At 54.0% G+C, this 20315-nt stretch carries 21 protein-coding genes; 8 read left to right on the top strand and 13 right to left on the bottom strand.

The features are described from left to right. Positions 1–45: 45 nt before the first annotated feature. Positions 46–1332 (bottom strand): M48 family metalloprotease, encoded by a 1287-nt coding sequence (locus ACJJIP_RS21020; RefSeq protein ID WP_444945927.1) that lies wholly within the window; start codon positions 1330–1332, stop codon positions 46–48. Between the two features lie 69 nt (positions 1333–1401). Between ACJJIP_RS21020 and ACJJIP_RS21025 the strand changes: the two genes are divergently transcribed. The 4 genes from ACJJIP_RS21025 (at position 1402) to ACJJIP_RS21040 (ending at position 3778) form a co-directional block, all read left to right on the top strand. Further along, entirely contained in the window at positions 1402–1881 is a 480-nt protein-coding gene (locus ACJJIP_RS21025) for a DUF4265 domain-containing protein (protein WP_020413950.1), read from the top strand. A gap of 150 nt (positions 1882–2031) precedes the next feature. After that, positions 2032–2808, top strand: a complete 777-nt coding sequence (gene yaaA / locus ACJJIP_RS21030; RefSeq protein WP_282952076.1) for a peroxide stress protein YaaA — start codon at positions 2032–2034, stop codon at positions 2806–2808. Beyond that, positions 2805–3416, top strand: a complete 612-nt coding sequence (locus tag ACJJIP_RS21035; RefSeq protein WP_020413952.1) for a DUF938 domain-containing protein — start codon at positions 2805–2807, stop codon at positions 3414–3416. Before yaaA ends, ACJJIP_RS21035 begins: the two co-directional genes overlap by 4 nt. Before the next feature lie 2 nt (positions 3417–3418). Continuing rightward, positions 3419–3778, top strand: coding sequence for a hypothetical protein (locus tag ACJJIP_RS21040; protein ID WP_020413953.1), 360 nt, complete (start codon positions 3419–3421; stop codon positions 3776–3778). A 35-nt stretch (positions 3779–3813) separates the two neighbouring features. Here the strand turns inward: ACJJIP_RS21040 and phoR are convergent, their stop codons facing one another. The 4 genes from phoR to ACJJIP_RS21060 form a co-directional block, all read right to left on the bottom strand. Beyond that, positions 3814–5139, bottom strand: coding sequence for a phosphate regulon sensor histidine kinase PhoR (phoR, locus tag ACJJIP_RS21045; RefSeq protein ID WP_020413954.1), 1326 nt, complete (start codon positions 5137–5139; stop codon positions 3814–3816). A gap of 136 nt (positions 5140–5275) precedes the next feature. Then, a complete protein-coding gene (gene phoB, locus ACJJIP_RS21050; protein WP_020413955.1) occupies positions 5276–5980 on the bottom strand; it encodes a phosphate regulon transcriptional regulator PhoB in 705 nt (234 codons plus the stop codon). A gap of 109 nt (positions 5981–6089) precedes the next feature. Then, a complete protein-coding gene (gene ubiA / locus ACJJIP_RS21055) occupies positions 6090–6932 on the bottom strand; it encodes a 4-hydroxybenzoate octaprenyltransferase (protein WP_444946943.1) in 843 nt (280 codons plus the stop codon). Between the two features lie 57 nt (positions 6933–6989). After that, positions 6990–7574, bottom strand: a complete 585-nt coding sequence (locus ACJJIP_RS21060; RefSeq protein WP_157533534.1) for a chorismate--pyruvate lyase family protein — start codon at positions 7572–7574, stop codon at positions 6990–6992. A 156-nt stretch (positions 7575–7730) separates the two neighbouring features. On the opposite strand from ACJJIP_RS21060, the gene ACJJIP_RS21065 reads away from it, so the two are divergent. Next, positions 7731–9050 (top strand): dicarboxylate/amino acid:cation symporter, encoded by a 1320-nt coding sequence (locus ACJJIP_RS21065; protein WP_020413958.1) that lies wholly within the window; start codon positions 7731–7733, stop codon positions 9048–9050. Between the two features lie 11 nt (positions 9051–9061). Here the strand turns inward: ACJJIP_RS21065 and recG are convergent, their stop codons facing one another. Together recG and ACJJIP_RS21075 are read right to left on the bottom strand one after the other, a co-directional pair. After that, a complete protein-coding gene (gene recG, locus ACJJIP_RS21070; RefSeq protein WP_020413959.1) occupies positions 9062–11164 on the bottom strand; it encodes an ATP-dependent DNA helicase RecG in 2103 nt (700 codons plus the stop codon). Continuing rightward, positions 11143–12063, bottom strand: coding sequence for a hydrogen peroxide-inducible genes activator (locus tag ACJJIP_RS21075; protein WP_020413960.1), 921 nt, complete (start codon positions 12061–12063; stop codon positions 11143–11145). The genes recG and ACJJIP_RS21075 overlap by 22 nt, the downstream gene beginning before the upstream one ends. 201 nt (positions 12064–12264) lie before the next feature. Between ACJJIP_RS21075 and ACJJIP_RS21080 the strand changes: the two genes are divergently transcribed. Then, positions 12265–12525 (top strand): GlsB/YeaQ/YmgE family stress response membrane protein, encoded by a 261-nt coding sequence (locus tag ACJJIP_RS21080; RefSeq protein ID WP_020413961.1) that lies wholly within the window; start codon positions 12265–12267, stop codon positions 12523–12525. Between the two features lie 232 nt (positions 12526–12757). Then, the gene (locus tag ACJJIP_RS21085; RefSeq protein ID WP_444902443.1) at positions 12758–13642 is read left to right on the top strand and encodes an NAD-dependent epimerase/dehydratase family protein; all 885 of its coding nucleotides are present in this window, start codon (positions 12758–12760) and stop codon (positions 13640–13642) included. A 46-nt stretch (positions 13643–13688) separates the two neighbouring features. On the opposite strand, the gene ACJJIP_RS21090 is transcribed toward ACJJIP_RS21085, so the two are convergent. From ACJJIP_RS21090 to ACJJIP_RS21115, 6 genes are all read right to left on the bottom strand, one after another. Further along, the gene (locus ACJJIP_RS21090) at positions 13689–14072 is read right to left on the bottom strand and encodes a RidA family protein (RefSeq protein ID WP_020413963.1); all 384 of its coding nucleotides are present in this window, start codon (positions 14070–14072) and stop codon (positions 13689–13691) included. Positions 14073–14204: 132 nt separating this feature from the next. Next, complete coding sequence (gene spoT / locus ACJJIP_RS21095; protein WP_020413964.1) at positions 14205–16322, bottom strand: bifunctional GTP diphosphokinase/guanosine-3',5'-bis pyrophosphate 3'-pyrophosphohydrolase; 2118 nt, start codon at positions 16320–16322, stop codon at positions 14205–14207. A gap of 54 nt (positions 16323–16376) precedes the next feature. Further along, positions 16377–16640, bottom strand: coding sequence for a DNA-directed RNA polymerase subunit omega (gene rpoZ / locus ACJJIP_RS21100; RefSeq protein WP_020413965.1), 264 nt, complete (start codon positions 16638–16640; stop codon positions 16377–16379). A gap of 101 nt (positions 16641–16741) precedes the next feature. Further along, entirely contained in the window at positions 16742–17362 is a 621-nt protein-coding gene (gene gmk / locus ACJJIP_RS21105; protein WP_020413966.1) for a guanylate kinase, read from the bottom strand. A gap of 230 nt (positions 17363–17592) precedes the next feature. Then, a complete protein-coding gene (locus tag ACJJIP_RS21110; RefSeq protein WP_020413967.1) occupies positions 17593–18837 on the bottom strand; it encodes a sterol desaturase family protein in 1245 nt (414 codons plus the stop codon). Between the two features lie 142 nt (positions 18838–18979). Beyond that, a complete protein-coding gene (locus tag ACJJIP_RS21115; RefSeq protein ID WP_020413968.1) occupies positions 18980–19576 on the bottom strand; it encodes a TetR/AcrR family transcriptional regulator in 597 nt (198 codons plus the stop codon). A 157-nt stretch (positions 19577–19733) separates the two neighbouring features. Between ACJJIP_RS21115 and ACJJIP_RS21120 the strand changes: the two genes are divergently transcribed. Further along, the gene (locus ACJJIP_RS21120; protein WP_020413969.1) at positions 19734–20276 is read left to right on the top strand and encodes a carboxymuconolactone decarboxylase family protein; all 543 of its coding nucleotides are present in this window, start codon (positions 19734–19736) and stop codon (positions 20274–20276) included. Positions 20277–20315 lie beyond the last annotated feature (39 nt).

The raw sequence follows: 20315 nt of genomic DNA on the forward strand, positions 1-20315 counted from the left end.
TTTTTATAGATTTTATAGTGCCGGATATTTTAAATTACAATTAAACTATCCTCTATTTGTCAGCCCCTGCATTCTTGCCTGAGCTTTCGATGCAATTTCTCCTCCTGCTTGAGACGCAGTCTGGTAATGCTGAAAAGCAGTTTGTACATTGCCTTGCTTCTCATAGACTTCACCCAGATAGTAATGTGCGTAAGCCGTATCCAGGTAGCGAAGAGAGCGGTTTAGGTCTCTTTCAGCCGATGTATAGTCCTTAAGTTGTGCACTGACCATTCCACGTTTCAGCCAATGGGAAAATAGGGCTGGGTTTTTTTGTACAGCACGATCATAAGCTTTGTGGGCGCTGGCGTACTGTTTTTTTTGCGCAAGCAGGTCACCTTCCAGTGCGAAGAAAGCTGCTTCCTTGGGCTGTTGTTTTTGCGCTTTACGCACGAGGTTTAGGGCATTGTCATATTGCTTGTTACCTGCTGCCTTCAATGCCTCATCATAATTTTTGTAGGCATCGGCATCGCGTTTAAGCTGGCTAATCGCTTTTTGGTAGGCACCACGGTTGCTAATGCCCCCTTTTGCCAGTGATTTACTGTGCTCAATATTTGCGTTAACACGGGATTGTGATGGGGGATGGCTGGCAAATAGTGCTTCCAGTCCGTTGGTCTGGCGCCCCTTGGAGAGCTCAACAAATTTACGCTGCAGGCGAACTGCTCCTTGGGGGTCATAGCCGGCAGCAGCCATATATTTCATGCCGTATTCATCAGACTCCAGCTCATTGCCGCGACCATAGCGTGCGATATAGGCTGAGCCACCAAGCTGGCTGCCGGTAGAGATGAGGTCTGCATAGGCGGTGTCTTTTGCCGCTGCGCCCAGGACAGCAAGCCCTGCGCCCAGCACCTGTTGCTGGGACATGGCTGTAGCTGAATGCCGCGCAGCGGCGTGAACAATTTCGTGCCCTAACACAGCGGCCAACTCAGCTTCATCGTCCAGCAGCACCAGCAAGCCACGGTTAACGGCGATTTTACCGCCGGGTAGGGCCCAGGCATTGGGCACGGAATTGTTGAGCACGACGAACTCATAGGGCAGTTGGGGCTGGTCCGAAACTCTAGCCAGTTTTTGTCCCACCCTGTTCACATAATCCTGCAAGCTGGGGTCTATGGTGTATTGCCCACCTTGTTGCTGCTGGTTTTTAGGGTACTGTTGCTGCCCCAGGCTCAGTTCCTGCTGGGTTGAGATCAGGGAGAATTGTTGTTCTCCGGTTACGGGGTTGACAACGCAACCACTGAGAATTGAGGTTGTTACAAATGCCGCAGTCGCGAAGAAAGTCTGGTTGCGCGAGATCATTGCCTGCCTCCCTGTATAATGCTGAGTATTTAGCGATCACCCATTGTACACAGTCCGGGAATAGAGGTTATGACAGCACTACAGGTAATCGAGTTGTTTGCGGGCACGAACCCTGATGGCGAGCCGGTGGTAGAACGCCTGCAGGTGCGTATTAATGAAGACAGTAGCTGTCAGCTGGTACGTTCCCCCGCTTTTATAAAGGGCATCGCCAGCGGCGATAGTATCAAGGTAGATAAAGATACCCAGCAGTTTGAGCTGGTAAAACGCTCTGGTAATTTGTCAATCCGAGTATTTTGTCGCGGTGATAGCGCAGAGCTTTCGGATAAATTAACCCCCCAATTGGAAAAACTTGGAGGCGAATTGGATCTGGAAGTTCCGCGTATGCTGGTATACAGCATTCATGTCAGCTGCGGGTTCGAAAAAATTGAAAAGATCCTGAATAGTGTCTGCGATGGGGCCAACAGTGTCTGGTATTACGGCAACGTGTATGATCCCAAGGATGGCCAGACCCCCTTGAATTGGTGGCAGGATATTCTAAAGCCAGAATAGTCACGGCCGGGGTAAATCAAGGGTAGTAGCAATATTTACTGCCGCATTATGCTAAGAGAGCCGGGCAAAATTTCAGGTATGCCCTAGATTCGCAATTGGTTTGGAACGTCGCTAACAGCGATGGTTAGGCAGAGGAAAGTAAGGTATCCGATGTTAATAGTGATTTCTCCCGCGAAAACGCTGGATTATGAGAGTGAAATTCCCGAATTGGAAACCACCCAGCCGGAGTTTCTCAAGGAGTCTGCAGCATTGATCAAAGAGCTGCGTAAACTCAGCCCGCAGCAGATTTCCAGCCTGATGAAAATTTCCGATAAGCTGGGCATCCTGAATTACGATCGGTTCCAATCCTGGAAGCGGCCTTTTACTGCTACGAATGCACGAGCGGCGCTGCTCGCTTTTAAAGGCGATGTTTATACCGGTCTTGATGCAGAGTCTATGGGCAAGCGCGATTTCAGCTATGCGCAAAAACATCTGCGTATGTTGTCGGGGCTCTACGGTATCCTGCGCCCACTGGACTTGATGCAGCCTTACCGTTTGGAGATGGGCACCAAGTTTGAGAATTCCCGTGGTAAGAACCTGTATGAATTTTGGGGAGAGAAAACCACCGGGGCTCTCAATGAGCAGTTGCATAGCCTCAAGAGCCGTGAGTTAGTTAACTTGGCCTCAAACGAGTACTTCAAGTCGATCAGACCCAGGGCGCTCGATGCCGAAGTGATTACCCCACACTTCAAGGACCTGAAAAATGGCCAGTACAAAATGATCAGTTTCTTCGCTAAGAAGGCGCGGGGCATGATGAGTCGTTGGGCTATCGACCAGCGGGTAAAAAAGGCAGAAGAGCTGAAGGGCTTTGATGTCGGGGGGTATGAATACAGCCCTGAAATGTCCAGTGAACACGATTGGGTATTTACCCGGGACGAAGCGCAATGAGCGAGCAGGCCCTACCGGATGCTCCCTCCTGCGCGCGTAACCGTGATCCCATCCTTGAACAATTACGACGCCTGCTGGCTGATAGCCGGCAAGTGCTGGAAGTTGGAAGTGGTACCGGGCAGCATGCGGTCTACTTTGCTCCTCAGTTGCCCCAATTAACCTGGCAGACTTCTGAACGTGCGGAGATGTTACCGGGAGTTTGCGCCTGGTTGGAGAAGCAGCCCGCGCAAAACCTGCTAAAGCCTCTTGCCTTGGATGTCGATAGCGACTGGCCAGAGCTCAGTGCAGACGTGGTCTTTACCGCCAATACCCTGCATATCATGTCGAGAGAATCGGTAGAGCGCTTTTTCCACAAGCTCCCCTCGGTCTTGGAGTCCGGTGGTCAGCTGGTTGTCTACGGTCCTGTGAAAATTGATGGGGCTTTTATCGGGCCAAGCAATGCCGATTTTGATCTCTGGCTCAAGGAGCGCAACCCAGCCAGTGGTATCCGTGACCTGGAATGGTTGGATCAGCTCGCTGCAGATGCGGATATGCGGCGCGAAGAGCTAAGTTTCCTGCCAGCCAATAATCAACTGGTTGTCTGGCGTAAAAACGATAATAAGGAGTAAGTATGCCTGCGTGGTTTGAAGTAACGGTAATTGTGGCCTTTGCAATTGGCGCTGTGTATTTTTTTGCCAAGTATCGTGAGACTGCTGCTGCCCTGCACGAAAGTGAGCGTATGAAGACGCGCCTTTCTAATGACCTGAACCGCTATAAGGATGTGCCTCGCCTGCGCGCCTTGCGCGATGCTTTACTGGGTTCCCGGCCCCTGCCTACGGACGATGAGGGCAATGAGCACCTGTTGCTGCGTGATGGGGATTTGCAATTGCACCACCTGATCCTGAGCAGGGAGAGTACACCGGTTAATGATGAGGACGAGAGCACCTATACAAAAAATGGTGAAAAGGTAAGGCTGGAGGAGTTTGATTAACCCCGGCTTTATCTGGGTAAGGAGTGGGGCGGTGTTTAAGCGCCCACTGTCACCTCAGGACCTTGCTCTACTTTGCTAACCACTTTTTTGACAGGGAAGTGCAAAGTGAAAGTGCTGCCTTGTGTGGGAGTACTTTCAACACTCATTTCACCGCCGTGGCGTATCAGAACGTGCTTCACGATAGCCAGTCCCAGGCCTGTGCCGCCGCTGTCTCGCGAGCGACCGGGGTCGACCCGATAAAAGCGTTCAGTAAGGCGCGGGATATGTAAAGGGTCAATACCTATGCCTCGGTCCTCCACACTGAAGTGACCGCCCCGGTTGTCCTGCCACCAGCGAAGCTTGATGGCCCCTTCATCAGGGCTGTACTTCACCGCATTCAGCACCAAGTTGGCAAAGGCGCTGTGTAGCTCGCTAGCATCACCGCGAATGCAGCTGGGGATTTCGTTTTCCACCTCTATCTGGTGGCGACCACCACTAAAGCTGCGTGCTTCCCGCGCTACTCGCTCCATCAGTTCCTGCACATCTATCAGCATGTCGCCGCCAGTGCGCTCAGAGGTCTCCAGGCGTGCCAGAAGCAACAGGTCGTTGACCAGTGTGGTCATGCGTGCGGCCTGCTCCTCCATCTGTGCCAGTGGACGCTGCCATGCGGGTGGTGCCATATCACTGCCTTGCAGGGTTTCCAGGTAGCCGGCAATGACTGTCAGTGGGGTGCGTAGTTCGTGGGAGACATTGGCAACAAAATCGCGGCGCATCTGCTCCAGGTTGTGCAAGCGGGTGATATCGCGAACGATAACCAGTGCCTCATCTTTTCCATAGCGGGTAACCTCCAGCTGCAGGTGCAGTGCTTCATTGCCTGGGGCGGGAAGGGTCAGAGGCTCGCGCGAGTCGGTATCCTCGCTGTGCATGTAGCTGACAAAGTTGGGGTCACGGACAAAATTGACCAGGGATTGTCCGCTGTCACTGGCCTGCAGGCCGAGTAGCTCACCGGCAGCGGGGTTCCACCAAGCCAAATGGTCGCCATTCTCGAGAGCAACTATGCCCTCACGCAGAGCGCTGGTACTGTCCTGTACCCGCCGCAACATAGCGTGCAGCTTTTGTTTCTCACGGCGATGACGGCGTTGCATACGATAGAAGTCATCGTAGATTTCGCCCCAGATACCGAAAGAGGTGGGAGCGGGTCCGCGCCGGCCATTGGCCAGCCAGCGGTTGAAGCGCTGTTGTTGCCACAATACAGATAGAAGGTAGGCGGCCAGGCCCGCAATTAGGGCGAGCGACCAGTTGCCTGAGGTGAAACCGAGAATGGTGCAGCCCAGAGCGATAATTACAAAACGCGAAAACTCGCCAATACTGCGATCCAACATAGCGTTGCCGTGTTACCTGACGGACGCGAAAGGGCTCTGCCTGGAAGCCCTTCACGGTCAATACATCTTGGAAACCCATAGTTCTGAAGTGTGACCATTGGTTCCCGTGGAAGTCAGTGCCGATCTGTGGGGATTGTCACACTTTTTCGACAGTTTGCACAGAAAATCGATAGCCTGTTCCGCGTACTGTCTGGATATATCGGTCATGACCATCCACTGTCAGGGCTTTGCGCAGGCGACGGATATGCACGTCCACAGTGCGCTCTTCCACATATACGTTGCCGCCCCAGACATGGTCCAGCAATTGGGTACGTGTGTAGGCTCGCTCTTGGTGCGATAGGAAAAAGGTCAGCAGGCGAAATTCGGTGGGGCCCATATCTACAGGTTGTCCCTTGATAGTCACCCTGTGACTGAGAGGGTCCAGCACCAGGTTGCCGGCACTCAATGGGTCTTCCGGTGTGGCCGGCCCTGCGCGCCGCAACACAGCCTTGAGGCGTGCAACCAGTTCGCGGGGGGAGAAGGGCTTAGTGATATAGTCGTCGGCGCCTGTCTCTAACCCCTTGATTTTATTATCTTCTTCGCCTTTTGCCGTGAGCATGATGATGGGCACTGAAGCGGTCAGTTCATCGCGCTTGAGGCGCCTGGCCAGCTCGACACCGGAGACATCCGGCAGCATCCAGTCGAGCAGGATCAGGTCCGGCTTTTCATCGATAATCAGGGCGTGGGCCTCCTGGGCGTTCTCGGCTTCGAGGCAGCGGTAATCTGCCATCTCCAGCGCTATCCGCAGCATGTCGCGTACTGCGGCCTCGTCATCGACAATCAGAATCGTTTTACTGTGCATTTGCCTGCCATTCCCGCTCAGCTTCCAGGTTTTCCCGGTTATGGCTGGGGATTAAACGAGATTAATATGACAAATATATGACGGCTGCTGTCCGGTTCCCAGTCAGCAGTTAATTAAACAGATAATGCAGAAAAATTCCGGTAAATAACGCCAACCCTACCCAATTGTTGTTGAGAAACGCACGAAAACAGGCTTCTCTCCCCCGTTCGCGAACCAGCCATTGCTGGTAGGCAAACAATGAGGCCACAACGATAAGGGAAACGTAGTAAATGCCCCCGAGGCTAAAGCGTTGGCCGATGAGCAGCAGTGCCATCAATACCAGTAGCTGCAGGGCGGCAGTCATGACTTTGTCCATCTCTCCAAAAAGGATTGCTGTGGATTTAACCCCAATCTTCAGATCGTCATCCCGGTCCACCATGGCGTAGAAAGTGTCGTAACACAGGGTCCACAGCAAGTTGGCAACATAGAGGAGCCAGACTTGTGGTGGGACTTTGCCAGTTACTGCGGCGAAGGCCATGGGAATGCCCATGCTGAAGGCAGCACCCAGTACCACTTGGGGCAGATGGGTGTGACGCTTGGCAAAGGGATAGCAGAAAGCTAGTGCCAGAGCGGGTAAGGAAAGAAGAATAGTCAGTTGGTTGGTTGTCAGTACCAGCGCGAAGGCCAACAGGCTGAGTCCGGCAAAAAGTCCAAGTGCTTCTTTTGGAGTGATACTGCCAGTAGCCAGGGGGCGTTCAGCAGTGCGTTTTACTTTGCCGTCGATCTCACGATCAGCAAAATCGTTTACTGCACAACCGGCTGCACGCATCAGGATCACTCCAAGTGTGAATACGGAGAACAGGTGCAGTCCCGGCCAGCCATCCGCAGCCAGCCATAGTGCTGCCCAAGTGGGCCATAACAGCAACAGAGAGCCGATGGGTTTATCCATGCGAGCCAGCTGCCAGTAGGGCATGATTGCGGGCCAGCGGGTGGCAATCTGTTGGCTGATCACGGTGGACTCTCCCAGTATCTAGTTAGTGACTGCGGCGGCTAAAGGTGAGGTCTCTGGCTGGAAACTTGAGAGAAATGTCTCTGCTACCAGCAGGGGCTTGTCCCGAAGCCAGAAAGTAGAGCGGCGACCCCAGGCGTTCTTATTCTCATTGCACAGGGTCTCCAGCTGGAAATTCGGATTTCGCTGCAGGCGATTAAATTGAATATCACCACGGCGAATACCTGGCTCGCTGAAAAGTAACTCCCCTAATGGGCGGTCGTCCAGGCTGCGCAAATTGCGGGACTTGCCTTGTAGGCTGCGCATCGGCAATACGCTGCGGGCGTATACCCAGGGCTGGCCGCAGCCATACAGTAAAACCTCCCGCACCAGGGCGCGACTGTGCGCACGCAGTTTTAGTGCGCGACACTCCTCAGCAAGGGGTGTTTGCCAGCCCTGGAAGAGGACCTGTACACGAAAATCCTCGCCGCTCTGCTGCTTCAAAGCCGCCGTCAGCGAGCCCGAATATTCCAGCCAGGGCAACAGTGACTCGGGAGGCTCTGGGAGTGTTGGCTCTAGGGGCTGCCCACGCCAATCGCCGGTGGGTACAAATGGGGATTGGTGCAACGATAACTCCGCAGTCTGGAAAAATGGCATTGTACCTCGGCTGTTGGCGGCTGGCCTCACCCTGTTGCATTTTTGCTCCCTGAGTCGCCAGTGGATATAGTGCCCTCTTTGACGAAAACAACGAATCTATAACGAATCCATAAAGAGAAGCTTGTTATGGGGCTTACGACCAAAATTCTTGTGGGGATGATTGCGGGCATTCTTTTGGGGTGCCTGTTCAATTTCCTGAATATGAGCCAGCTGCTCGGCGAGGGTGTTACCAGCGCCATTAACCTTTACCTGACCGAGGGTCTTTTTGACATCATCGGCCGTATATTTATTGCCTCACTGAAGCTGATGGTGGTGCCGCTGGTGCTGGTTTCCCTGATTAGTGGTGCCTGTGCTTTATCGGAAGGCAGCCGTATTGGCCCATTGGCGGGTAAAACTGTTCTGCTCTATATGCTGACCACAGCCATCGCTATTACTCTGGCCCTTTGTTTGGCACTGATATTCCAGCCTGGGGTCGGTGTGAGTGAAACCGCGGCAGAGGCCACCGCGGCTTATCAGCCAAAGGAATCCCCACCCCTTTCCGAAGTGCTGGTAAATATTTTCCCCACTAACCCAGTAGCCGCAATGGCTGAAGGTAATATGCTGCAGATTATCGTGTTCGCCCTGCTGATGGGCTATGCGATTTCCCGCTGTGGCGAGCCGGGCCAGCGCATCGCTGCTTTCTTTAATGATATGAATGCTGTCGTATTGCGCATGGTGGGTGTGCTGATGGTGTTTGCCCCCTATGGAGTTTTTGCCCTTTTGGCAAAAACTTTTGCTGACTTGGGGTTTGGAGGGCTCTTGCAGTTAGGCAAGTACTTCCTGGTTGTACTAGGTGCCCTGCTGCTACATGCCTTGGGGACTTACTCGCTGCTTTTGAAGATGTTGAGTGGCCTCAATCCGTTGGAGTTACTCAAGAAAATGTGGTCCACCATGGTCTTCGCTTTCAGTACTGCCTCCTCCGCAGCCACTATTCCTGTGACCCTATCTACAGTGGAGAAACGCCTGGGCGTAGATAACAAGGTTGCCGCTTTCACTATTCCCTTGGGTGCCACTATCAATATGGACGGCACTGCGATTATGCAGGGGGTGGCTACGGTCTTTATTGCCCAGTTCTTCGGTGTGGAGATTGGCCTGACCGGTTATCTTACAGTGATTCTTACTGCCACCCTGGCCTCTATTGGCACTGCCGGTGTACCCGGTGTGGGTCTGATTATGCTCGGTATGGTGCTGCAGCAGGTGGGTCTGCCGCTAGAAGGCATTGCTATTGTGATCGGTGTCGATCGTCTGCTGGATATGGTGCGTACTGCGGTGAATATTACCGGTGATGCGGTGGTAAGTAGTGTGGTGGCGAAGAGCGAAGGGGCTCTCGATGAAGAGACTTACTACGATGCCAACTACAAGAGTGTAAGCATCAACGATAATCAAAATACTGTTGGCGCCCACTGAGGCGCCTTTCATCAAGCCTCGGCAAAACGGGGCTTGTTTTGCAGCCAGCGTTTTATCAGCTGGCATCGCATTTCCTGATTTAGCGTTGGGGATGCAGCGATCCTCTGCACCTGGGGTAACAGTTCGGCATCTCTCTGCAAATCGGCGATGCGGTGCTGGATTTCACCGGTCTGGCGTGTGCCGAGAATCTCCCCGGGGCCACGCAGTCGCAGGTCTTCCTCCGCAATAGCAAAGCCATCGCTATGTTGACGCAGTGCCTGTAGGCGTGCACGCCCATTTTGCGATAAAGGAGTACCGTAGAGCAGCACACAATGACTGGCGATGGAGCCGCGTCCCACGCGACCGCGCAGCTGGTGCAGCTGGGCCAGACCGAGCCGCTCAGGGTTTTCGATAATCATAAGGCTGGCATTGGGCACATCCACCCCCACCTCAATCACAGTGGTCGCTACCAGCAGGTCCACTTCACCCGCCTTAAAAGCGCTCATCACCTGCTCTTTTTGCTCTGGCTTGAGACGACCGTGCACCAGGGCCACGCGTACTCCATCCAGCGTTTCCGCCAGCTCCTGTGCAGTGGACTCTGCTGCCTGAGCTTGCAGGCTCTCGGACTCTTCAATCAGGGTGCAGACCCAGTAGGCCTGACGGCCTTCGGCAATGGCGCTGTGCACGCGCTCCATTACCTGGTCTCGGCGATCATTGGAAATAGCTACCGTGTTTATGGGTTGCCGCCCCGGCGGCAATTCATCAATGACGGAACAATCCAAGTCGGCAAAGGCCGACATAGCCAAGGTGCGAGGAATTGGAGTCGCAGTCATGATCAATTGGTGCGGTTGCAGCCGGCCAGTGGCACCGCTGGCTGCGCCCTTTTCACGAAGCTCCAAGCGCTGGCGTACGCCGAAGCGGTGCTGCTCATCGATAATAACCAGAACCAGGTTGTGGAAAACCACTTCCGCTTGGAAAAGTGCATGAGTTCCCACCACCAGTTGGGCATCACCACTGGCTACTTTAGCCAGCTGCTCGCGTCGCTCAGCGGCTTTCAGGCTGCCGGTGAGCTGGGCAACTTGTACGCCGAGAGGGTCGAGCCAGTTGCAGAAGTTAATCCTGTGCTGTTCCGCGAGGATTTCAGTGGGTGCCATTACGGCCACCTGGGCGCCGACGCCTATGCCCTTTAGTGCTGCCATGGCCGCCACCAGAGTCTTGCCTGCACCGACATCCCCCTGCAGCAGGCGCATCATAGGGGCGTCCCGGGCGAGATCCTCGGCGATTTCCCCGCATACCCGCTGCTGTGCGCCGGTGAGTGAAAATGGTAAACGCGAGAGAAAATCCCTCTCCAGGGACTCATTTACAGATAGCGGCGGAGCTGCAACTCTGGTGCTATTACGCCGCAGCTCCAACAGGCTTAAGTGATGAGCGAGTAATTCCTCCAACGCCAAGCGTTGCTGTGCAGGGTGTATACCAGCGCCGAGCTGCTCCAGCTGGGTACCAGCAGGAGGTGAATGCAGGTAAATCAGGGCATCCCTCAAAGGGTAACGCAGTGCCTTGGGTAATAACTCTGTGGGGAGTAACTCGGTGACGGCCCCACTTCTCAAGAGCATCACGGCTTGCTGCATCAGCCCGCGCATGCGTCCCTGGCTAACACCCTCGGTCAATGGATAAACCGGGGTGAGGGTTTCTTCTGTGGCAGAATTCTCGCTGCCAACAACCTCGGTTTCCGGGTGGTAGAGTTCTAGCCCAGCAGCGCCGCGACGGGCCTCGCCGAAGCAGCGCAGGCGTACGCCGCGGGCAAAGCGGTTTTTCTGTGCTGCAGAAAAATGGAAAAAGCGCAGTGTGATACTGCCACTCATATCCTGCAATTTCACAACCAGGCTGCGCCGCCGGCCGAAGACGATATCAGCTGCTGTTACCTCACCTTCGATGACTGCATCCATACCAGCGGTGAGCCCCGCAACCGGCACTATGCGGGTGCGGTCCTGATAGCGCAGTGGCAGGTGGAACAGTAGGTCCTGCAAGGAGTAAATATGCAGTTTGGCCAGCACCTGGGCAAACTTATCCCCTACCCCCTTGAGAGCGGTAATAGGTTGTTCTGAGAGGCTGGTTAGGGCTCGATCAGGTGACACTGGCTGATAGCCTCTCGCAGGATATCAATGGCGCGGTGGCGTGGGAAGCTGGCGCGCCAGGCCAGGGCGACGGTGCGACGAGGCCCCGGTGCAACAAATGGGCGGGTCTCCAGCAGGCCGCTCGCATATTGTGAAGCTGTAGCTGCAGACAGGGGCAGTACCGTGATGCCCAGCCCCGAAGCCACCATATGGCGCAAGGTTTCCAATGAGCTTCCATCGGCGGCGGTGCGGATGCCGCCACCGTTATCTTTTTCCATGGTCAACTGGAGGTGTGGGCAGGCCTCTAGTACCTGATCGCGGAAACAGTGTCCCTCACCTAGTAAAAGTACATTGTCACCAGTCAATTGTTCCGGGTCGATAGTCTCAAACTGGGTGAGAGGGTGACCGGATGGCATCAGCACCACAAAAGGTTCATCGTAGAGGGGCTGTGTCACGACATCAGGCTCGGTAAACGGCAGCGCGATAATAATTGCGTCGAGTTCGCCTTTGCGTAAACGCTGGCGCAGAGTGGCAGTATACCCCTCCTCCACATACAGAGGCATATCTGGGGCCAGGTGTTGCAACTGGGGAATGAAGTGTGGGAACAAGTAGGGGCCAATGGTAAAGATTGCTCCGACAGAGAGAGGGCTGGAAAGCTGGTCCTTACCGGCGCTGGCGATATCTTTGATTGCCGCAGACTGTTCGAGCACAAGTTGGGCCTGGGCGACAATTCGCTCTCCTAGTGGTGTCGCCTGTACCCGGGTCTTGGAGCGCTCAAACAGCGCAACACCCAATTCCTTTTCCAGTTTTTTCACTGCAATGGACAGGGTCGGCTGGCTCACGAAACAGCGCTCGGCGGCACGGCCGAAATGCTGTTCCTGGGCGAGGGTGACTATATAACGCAATTCATTGAGGGTCATGGTAAAGACAATTAAATGGTCTCAGGTGATAGCTATTATTCATAAATAATAGCTGCTCGCCAATACTGTGTCTCACCCTGCCCCTAGCCTTCTGCCTGGAGACTGAAAGTTGGAAAAATTTACCAATTGTGGACGTCGATAGGGGATTGAGGCGCAAAATTTTGCTATATCTTATGGGGGCATACCGAACGGAGAAACGTCATGGGAGTTCTATCCTGGATCATTCTCGGACTTATTGCCGGCGCATTGGCCAAGTGGATCATGCCAGGCAAAGACCCTGGTGGCTGGATAGTGACTATGGTCATCGGCATTATCGGTGCGTTTATCGGAGGCTGGCTCGGTGCCTTAATTGGTTTCGGCGGACCCGTGACCGGTTTCGGATTTGGCGACATAATAACAGCGACCATTGGTGCGATAATCTTTCTCGCTGTATACCGTTTACTCAAGCGGCGCGGTAACTAGTTCAAAACCAGAGCGGCAGTTTGATTTGTGGGGCATAAGCTGCCCCGCTTCGGTATCCATGGATGGTGGTATCGCAATCGTTTGCGGGTTAATTTTGGAGGGCCCGGAGTGATCGGGTGAGAAGGATCTGTGTTGCAGAGGATCTTATGTTTCTCCAACAGGACTCAACAGCATAAAAATTAAGGGAATATGACGGTTGGTGCGGCACTTGGCACCCTCCGCCGAGAACTATATGACACAACAAGAAAAGCTTTGGATCCTTGGGTGTGGTGACCTTGGGGCGCGCCTCGCGCTGAATATCGACCGGAAGAAATACAGCGTTTTCGGAATGCGTCGTAACCCACTGGTGGCTTTGGCGAGTAAGCGCCGCGCCGATGTTGTTAACTGGCGCAGGGGAGATGCCACAAAGGCCGGTGACATTGAGCGCCTGCTGGCAGATGGTGCCGATATCATACTCGCCACATTTACCCCCGACGAACACACACCTAATGGATACCAGCGTGCTTATGTAGAGACTGCTCGGGCTCTCGCCGAGGCGATCCCGCACCTGCCTAAACCTCCGCGCCTGGTGCTTTGGGTATCTTCCACCCGGGTTTACGGTCAGAGCGGCGATGATTTTATCGATGAACAGACTCCCCCTGTCCCCAGTGGTTTTCAGGGAGAGGCTCTGCTGGCTGCGGAGGATATCATCCGCTCGGCGATGCCCGGCACTTGCATAGTGCGTTTTGCCGGTATTTATGGGCCGGGCCGTGACCGCCTGCTTTCCCAGGTACGTGCCGGACGCTGTGCCCCTCCGCAACCTCCACAGTACAGCAATCGCATTCATGTGGATGACTGCATTGGCTTTTTATTGCATCTAATTGAGAGACATAAACAGGGCTGGTCCCCAGAAAACTTATATATTGGTGCCGATAGCAAGCCGGTGCCCATGTATGAGTTGCAGCAGTGGCTGGTGAAGGCGATGGGCTATACCAGTGCCCATTTGCGCGAGATAGTGCAAACCAGTGAGCGTCGATCTAAGAAGCTCAGTAATCAGCGAATGCTGGCCAGCGGCTACGAGCTGAAGTATCCGGATTATAAAGTGGGCTATAGCGCCCTTCTTGAAGCGGAAGGGTAGAGATGAGCCGGGCGATTGGCCCGGCTTTATTTTGCATTGTAGAAAATCAGGGCACCATTACGCCTTCGGCTTCAAACTGGGCCCCCAGTGGGAGCTCTTTGACGACTACAGTGGCCCGTGCTGGATAAGGCTCCTGGAAAAATTCAGCCATGATTTCATTGACCGCAGCAAAATTACCGCTGTCGGTGATGAACAAGTTCAGCTTCACAATATGATTGAGTGAGCCATCTGCCGCTTCACACACGGCACTCAGGTTGCGAAATACCTGGCGTGCTTCATCGGCGAAGCTGCCTGAAACCATCTGCTGATTTTTTGGGTCCAGCCCTATCTGCCCGGATAGGTAAACCGTGTTGTTAACCTTCACCGCTTGTGAATAGGTACCAGCTGCAGCCGGAGCCTTGTCAGTTTTGATAATTGCGCGGTTGGGCATGCGGGGCACTCCATTACTTATTGGTATTTACGGAAAGCGGCTAAATATAACGTGCTTTGATGGCAAATGTCAGCGTTACTGACAGCCATAATTGCATTGCTAAGAGGCATAAATAATGAGCTGATAAGCGCCTTAGGGGCGGGAGATACGGATTACTGATGGCAGGTTGCGCAGTCGTTTCATCACCCTTGCCAGATGCACCCGCCCACTCACTTCCAGCGTCAGGGAGATCACGCTATTGTGCGCATCTTTTTCATCCACATTGATTTGTTCAATGCTGGCCCCCTCCTCGGTAATGCGGGTGGCTAGACGCGCAATAATGCCTCGCTCCGATTCAACCTCCACGCGAACATCACCGAGGAATTCTCCAGTTACGTCGGGAGACCAGTTCACCAGCATCAGGTTTTCTGGGTGTTCACGGAACTCACTGGTGTTGCGGCAGGTATCGCGGTGTACCACAACGCCTTTTCCGGAGCTGATATGACCCAGGATGGTATCCCCGGGAATCGGGCGACAGCAGCGTGCAAAACTGATCATCATGCCCTCCTGGGCATCGATCGTCAGTGGTGAAGAAATATTGCCGGTTTCCGCCTCTTCACTGTGGGCTGGTGCCAGTAGCTTTGCGGCGGAGAAGGCGACCTTATTGCCCAGGCCTATCTCTTCGAGCAACTTGTCCAGTGTCGCGCACTTGGCTTCCTGTAGGCCACGTTCCAATTGTTCCGGAGTGAGCTCCTCCAGGCGCGTGTCGAATTTTCCCAGAGCCTTTTCCAGCAGGCGTCGTCCCAGGGCAATAGAGTCGTGGTGACGCTGGTGCTTTAGGAAGTGCCGAATTGCACTGCGCGCCTTGGCAGTGACGACAAAATTGAGCCAGTTGGGATTCGGCTGGGCACTTTTACGGGTGAGGATTTCCACTCTCTGACCGCTTTCGAGGGGTTGCGATAGCGGCGCCAGGCGCTGATTAATACGCACCGCTACACAGGAGTTGCCGATATCCGTATGCACCGAGTAGGCGAAATCCACGGCAGTGGCACCGGCTGGCAGGTCGACAATCTGACCTTTGGGGGTGAATACGTACACCTCATCGGGGAACAGATCGATTTTAACGTTTTCAATAAACTCCAACGAGTCACCAGCGCGTTGCTGCATTTCCAGCAAGCCCTGCACCCAGCGGCGCGCGCGCACTTGGCTGGTGCCGCCGGTATTAATCACTTCATCGCCGGAAGCTTTGTACAACCAGTGGGCAGCAATGCCACTATTGGCCATCTCATCCATTTCCTTGGTACGAACCTGTACCTCGATTGGTACCCCATGCATGCCGAGCAAAACGGTGTGCAGTGATTGGTAGCCATTGGATTTGGGGATGGCGACGTAGTCTTTAAATTCGGAAATGACCGGCTTATACAGGCTGTGCATCACACCTAAAACCCGGTAACAGGTATCCACGCTGTCCACGATAATGCGGAAGGCGTAGACATCCATGATTTCCTTAAATGACTTCTTCTTGGCGCGCATCTTCTGATAGATGCTGTATAGATGTTTCTCGCGGCCAATGACCAGAGAGCTGATCCCCTCTCGCTGCAGGCGCAACTCGATAGCATTCTGGATTTGTTCTAACAGCTCCTTGCGATTGCCGCGCGCGGCTACAAGGGCGGCGCGTAACCGGCTGGCGCGCAGTGGATAGATTGCGAAGAAGGCGCGGTCCTCAAACTCGATACGCACATCATTCATGCCCAGGCGATGGGCGATAGGGGCGTAGATTTCGAGGGTCTCCCGGGCGATGCGTGCGCGTTTTTGCGGTTTTAGCGCGCCCAGCGTACGCATGTTATGCAGTCGGTCAGCGAGTTTGACCAGGATTACGCGGATATCACGCGCCATGGCCAGGGCCATCTTCTGGAAGTTCTCTGCCTGCTTTTCTGCCGCACTGTCAGTTTCAAACTGGGTCAGTTTGGAGACGCCGTCGACAATATCGGCCACCTCGCTGCCAAACTGCTCAGCCAGAGCTGCCTTTGGAATCCCGGTATCCTCAATCACGTCGTGCAGCATGGCCGCGGCCAGGCTCTCGTGATCCATATGCATGCCCGCAAGGATGGTAGCCACCGCCAGTGGGTGAGTTACATAGGGCTCGCCGGAGCGACGCTGCTGGCCGTCGTGGGCCTGCTCCGCATAGAAGTAGGCGCGACGGACTATCTGGATCTGATCGGGGGGCAGGTATGAAGAGAGGCGGTGGGCCAGACTATCGATGGTGTGCAATGCCGCGCGCGCCTCTCGTATAACTCATAGACTTCCAGTTCGAACAGGCCAGGATCAGATTTCCTGGTCTGATAGGTAGGCCGGGGCCACCATGGGGGCCGGGGCTTCTTCGCGATCCGGCTGGTCGAGGATGCTGGCATCTACCAGGCCTTCCTCGATCTCCCGCAGGGCGATTACTGTGGGTTTATCATTCTCTTCTGGAACCATGGGATCCTGGCCGCCAGTAGCAATCTGGCGGGCGCGCTTGCTGCCCACGATAACGAGTTCGAAGCGGTTGTCGACGTGCTCGAGGCAATCTTCAACTGTGATACGTGCCATAAACTTTCGGTTCCATTCACTGTGCCCATAAGGGCAAATTCTGTTCGGGAGGACCGGTTATTTTACCGGACCGCGGAGTGTACGCAATTCGATCAATCGGCTCAATGGCGCAGCAATGCCTTTAATAGCTCGCCATGGCGCAGCTGTTGTTGCCCGAGGCGCTGGCGCTGGGCTGTGATAATGCAACTTAGCTCCATCAGGGCCTGGTCGAAATTATCGTTAATCACCAGGTAATCTGCTTCGACATAATGTGTCATCTCATCGATGGCCTGGTCCATGCGCCGTTCTATAACAGCCTGGTCATCCTGGCCGCGCCCGGTGAGGCGCTGGCGCAATGCCTCCTGAGAGGGAGGCAGAATAAATATGCCCACCGTATCTGGAAGCAGACGCCGTACCTGGGCGGCCCCCTGCCAGTCGATCTCCAGGATCACATCGCGGCCACTGTTGAGAACTTCTTCAATACTGCCTTTGGCTGTGCCGTAGTAGTTGTCTCCATATACCTGGGCGTGCTCGAGGAAGGCATTTTCTTCGAGCATTGCCAGAAACTCTTTGCGCTCGATAAAGTGGTAGTCGACACCGTTGACCTCACCGGGGCGCATGGCACGGGTGGTATGGGAAATGGAGACGGTGACTTGGGTGTCGTTGTCCACCAGCGCCTTTACCAGACTGGTCTTCCCCGCACCCGAGGGTGCAGATACGGTATAGAGAGTTCCTGTAGGCACAACTGATCCTATTCGAAGGCAAAGCGTGCATTATAACCGAAGCGGTTAGATTCGCGCTGTCTCAAACGGCGGGGTATGCATGGGAGGCTAAACCCCGGCCGGAGTTGGGGGTATGTGTTGGGAGTTCCAGAAGTGCGCTACAGACTGCACCCCTGAGACCGGCCGGGATCGCCCAGCAGGAGTTTGCTCAATCACCACCAACATCATGCGACTGAGGTTGCCCCTTGTTGCTAATCGCTAACGACAGCGACTTTATCCTCTTTGTCAGTGATTGCCAACCACCACCACATCAGCGCGCTGACAGAAATATAGGCCATAAAAAGTGGGACAAATTGGGTATTTAGCAACGGTAATAGTGCAACCAGGAGCGCCAAGCGCAGGGGTTCCAGATATTTCACCCAGTGGTGGCCATCGAGAATGCGGCCGTTGATAACCAGGCTGAAAACCAGCAGGGCAACTACCGAGATTAGATAGGCAAAGTTCAGCGATTCGTAATACCAGAGTAAGGCCAGGGTTGCGGCGGAGTAACATAGGTGCTGGGCCAGTGCATACACACGGCGGGCATGGCGAATAGGTGGGTCGTAGCGCTGAAAATGTGCCAGGTTGGTAGAGGGTACAGGCATAGCCGCCTCGGCGTCGGCGGGCCTGTAACCGGTGCGGCGGAACCAGAGGGTGAGCTTGTCCCACCAGCTCTTTGTATACCAGGCGTCCTTAGCCATGCGTTTCAGGTGCTGAAGGTTGGCTGCAAGAGGGTCGAAGGTGTTAAGCGCTTTGCGCACACCGTAAATACAGGGCTCATGCTCAAGCTCCTCTTGATAAGTGCCAAACAGCCGGTCCCACAGAATCAGGATGCCGCCGTAGTTTTTATCCACATAGACCTTGTTTTGCGCATGGTGCACACGATGATTGGAGGGGGTTATAAACAGCCATTCCATCCAGCGGACTTTGGGAATCTTTTGCGTGTGTACCCAGAACTGATAAATCAGATCCAGTGCACCGGCAACGATCACCATTTCCGCCGGCAAGCCGATAAGCAATAGTGGTAGATAGAAAACCCAATCCAATTGCAGCCCGCCACTGGACTGGCGTAGGGCGGTACTCAGGTTGTAGTCCTCACTTTGATGATGCACCAGATGTTCGGCCCAAAACACATTGATTTCATGGCAGATGCGATGCTTCCAGTAATAACAGAAATCGTAGGCGATTACGGCGATCAGCAGGTGCCAGCCGTTACTGATGGACCAGTCGAAACCCATTGCTTGGTAGTAAGGTTGTAGTAGTTGGAACAGAGGGATATAGATAATCAGGAAAAGGCTTTTATAAGTCAGTCCCAGGATTCTGCTAAGGATGCCGGTGCTGAGATTGCCCAGGGTGTCGTTAAGGCGGTAGACCCCCCAACCTCTCCAGCGGTCCAGGGCAAGCTCTGCCAGAATGGCGAACAGGAAAAAGGGGATAGCGTAGGTAATCAGACTCACGGCGACCTCTTATAGTTATTGCTCGATACCGTCTTACCTGACTTTGCCATAGGGGCTGTGCAGGGCAAATGTCCGCAGGAGCTGGATTCCGAAATCCGTCAGCGTTAGTTTGAGAAGGTTAGCTTCTAAGCACAGAATCTCCCTAGTTGGACGTCTGCGCCGGGGCTGGGTCAAATAGCTTCCCTATCATCTGCTCTACTGCCGCGCGGTCCGAGGTGGCACGGAGGAAAGTGCGCAGCCCGATCATTTGAACCTGTAGCTGGCGGGCGAGTAGCTCTGAATTTGTATCCTGGGGCAGCTCTCCAGCGCTTACCGCCTCCTCCACATAGAGGCGAAACTTTTCACCATGTGCAGCCAGCAAGGAGCGGGCCTCGTCCAATAGCGTCTCCTCCCCTTCATCCAGCTCAGAGATGGCTTTGGCCAATAAGCAGAGCTCGTTTGGGGCATCAACGTCATCACCAAGCAGTATGTAGCGGAAATAGGCGCGCAAGCCGCCCAGAGTGCTTGTCTCTTCTGTCATACAGCGATGGAGTAATTCATCGCGGTTTTGCGCGTAATAGGCGAGAACTTCTTTGAAAAGACCAGATTTACTGCCAAAAGCTGCATAAATACTGCCAGGTCGAAGATTGGTGGCCTGCTGCAGGTCACGGGTCGATGTGGCGTGAAATCCATTTTGCCAGAAAAGCCTAGTCGCCTTCTGTAGTACTTCCCGACGATTGAATTTCGCGGTGTTCGCCATGCAGCCTCCAATTGAGCAATTGCTCAAATTTTACCCTTTCAAGGGGTGTACGCCAATTACCATTTAATATTGAACAGTCGCTCAATATTGGGTAGTCTGAGCCTCACTTGATCGATCGCTCAAGTATTTAACCCAAACAATGAAGGTAGGTTCAGCGATGAAAGAGTTTCAAATTTACGACCTTGAAAGCGCACCAGAAGACAGCAAACCCCTCCTACAGAAATCTCTCAAGGCATTTGGGTATATTCCTAACTTGCATGGGGTTATGGCGGAGTCTCCCCAGGCCCTTGCTGCTTACCAGGATTTACACCAGTATTTTCTGAATACTTCATTTACAGCTGAGGAAATGACAGTGGTGTGGCAAACCATCAATGTGGAGCACAACTGCCACTACTGTGTGCCGGCACACAGTGCCATTGCCAAGGCGATGAAGGTGGCAGACGAAGTAAATGAGGCTCTTAGAAATAAGACATCCCTGCCAACTGAAAAGCTAGAAGTACTCAGGGATACCACCCTGGCGATTGTCCGTGAGCGCGGTGTGATTTCAGATGAGGTATTGGAGCGCTTTTATGCGGCTGGTTACAATCGACAGAGCCTGCTCGAGATAATTGCCGGAGTTGCGCAGAAAGTGATGAGCAATTACATCAATCATTTTGCTGATACACCGGTGGATACTCAATTTGCTGCATTTGCTCGCTAGCTAAAACTGAATAGTTTGAGAGCAGAAAAGAAAAGGCCG

The organism is Microbulbifer variabilis, from assembly GCF_052467165.1.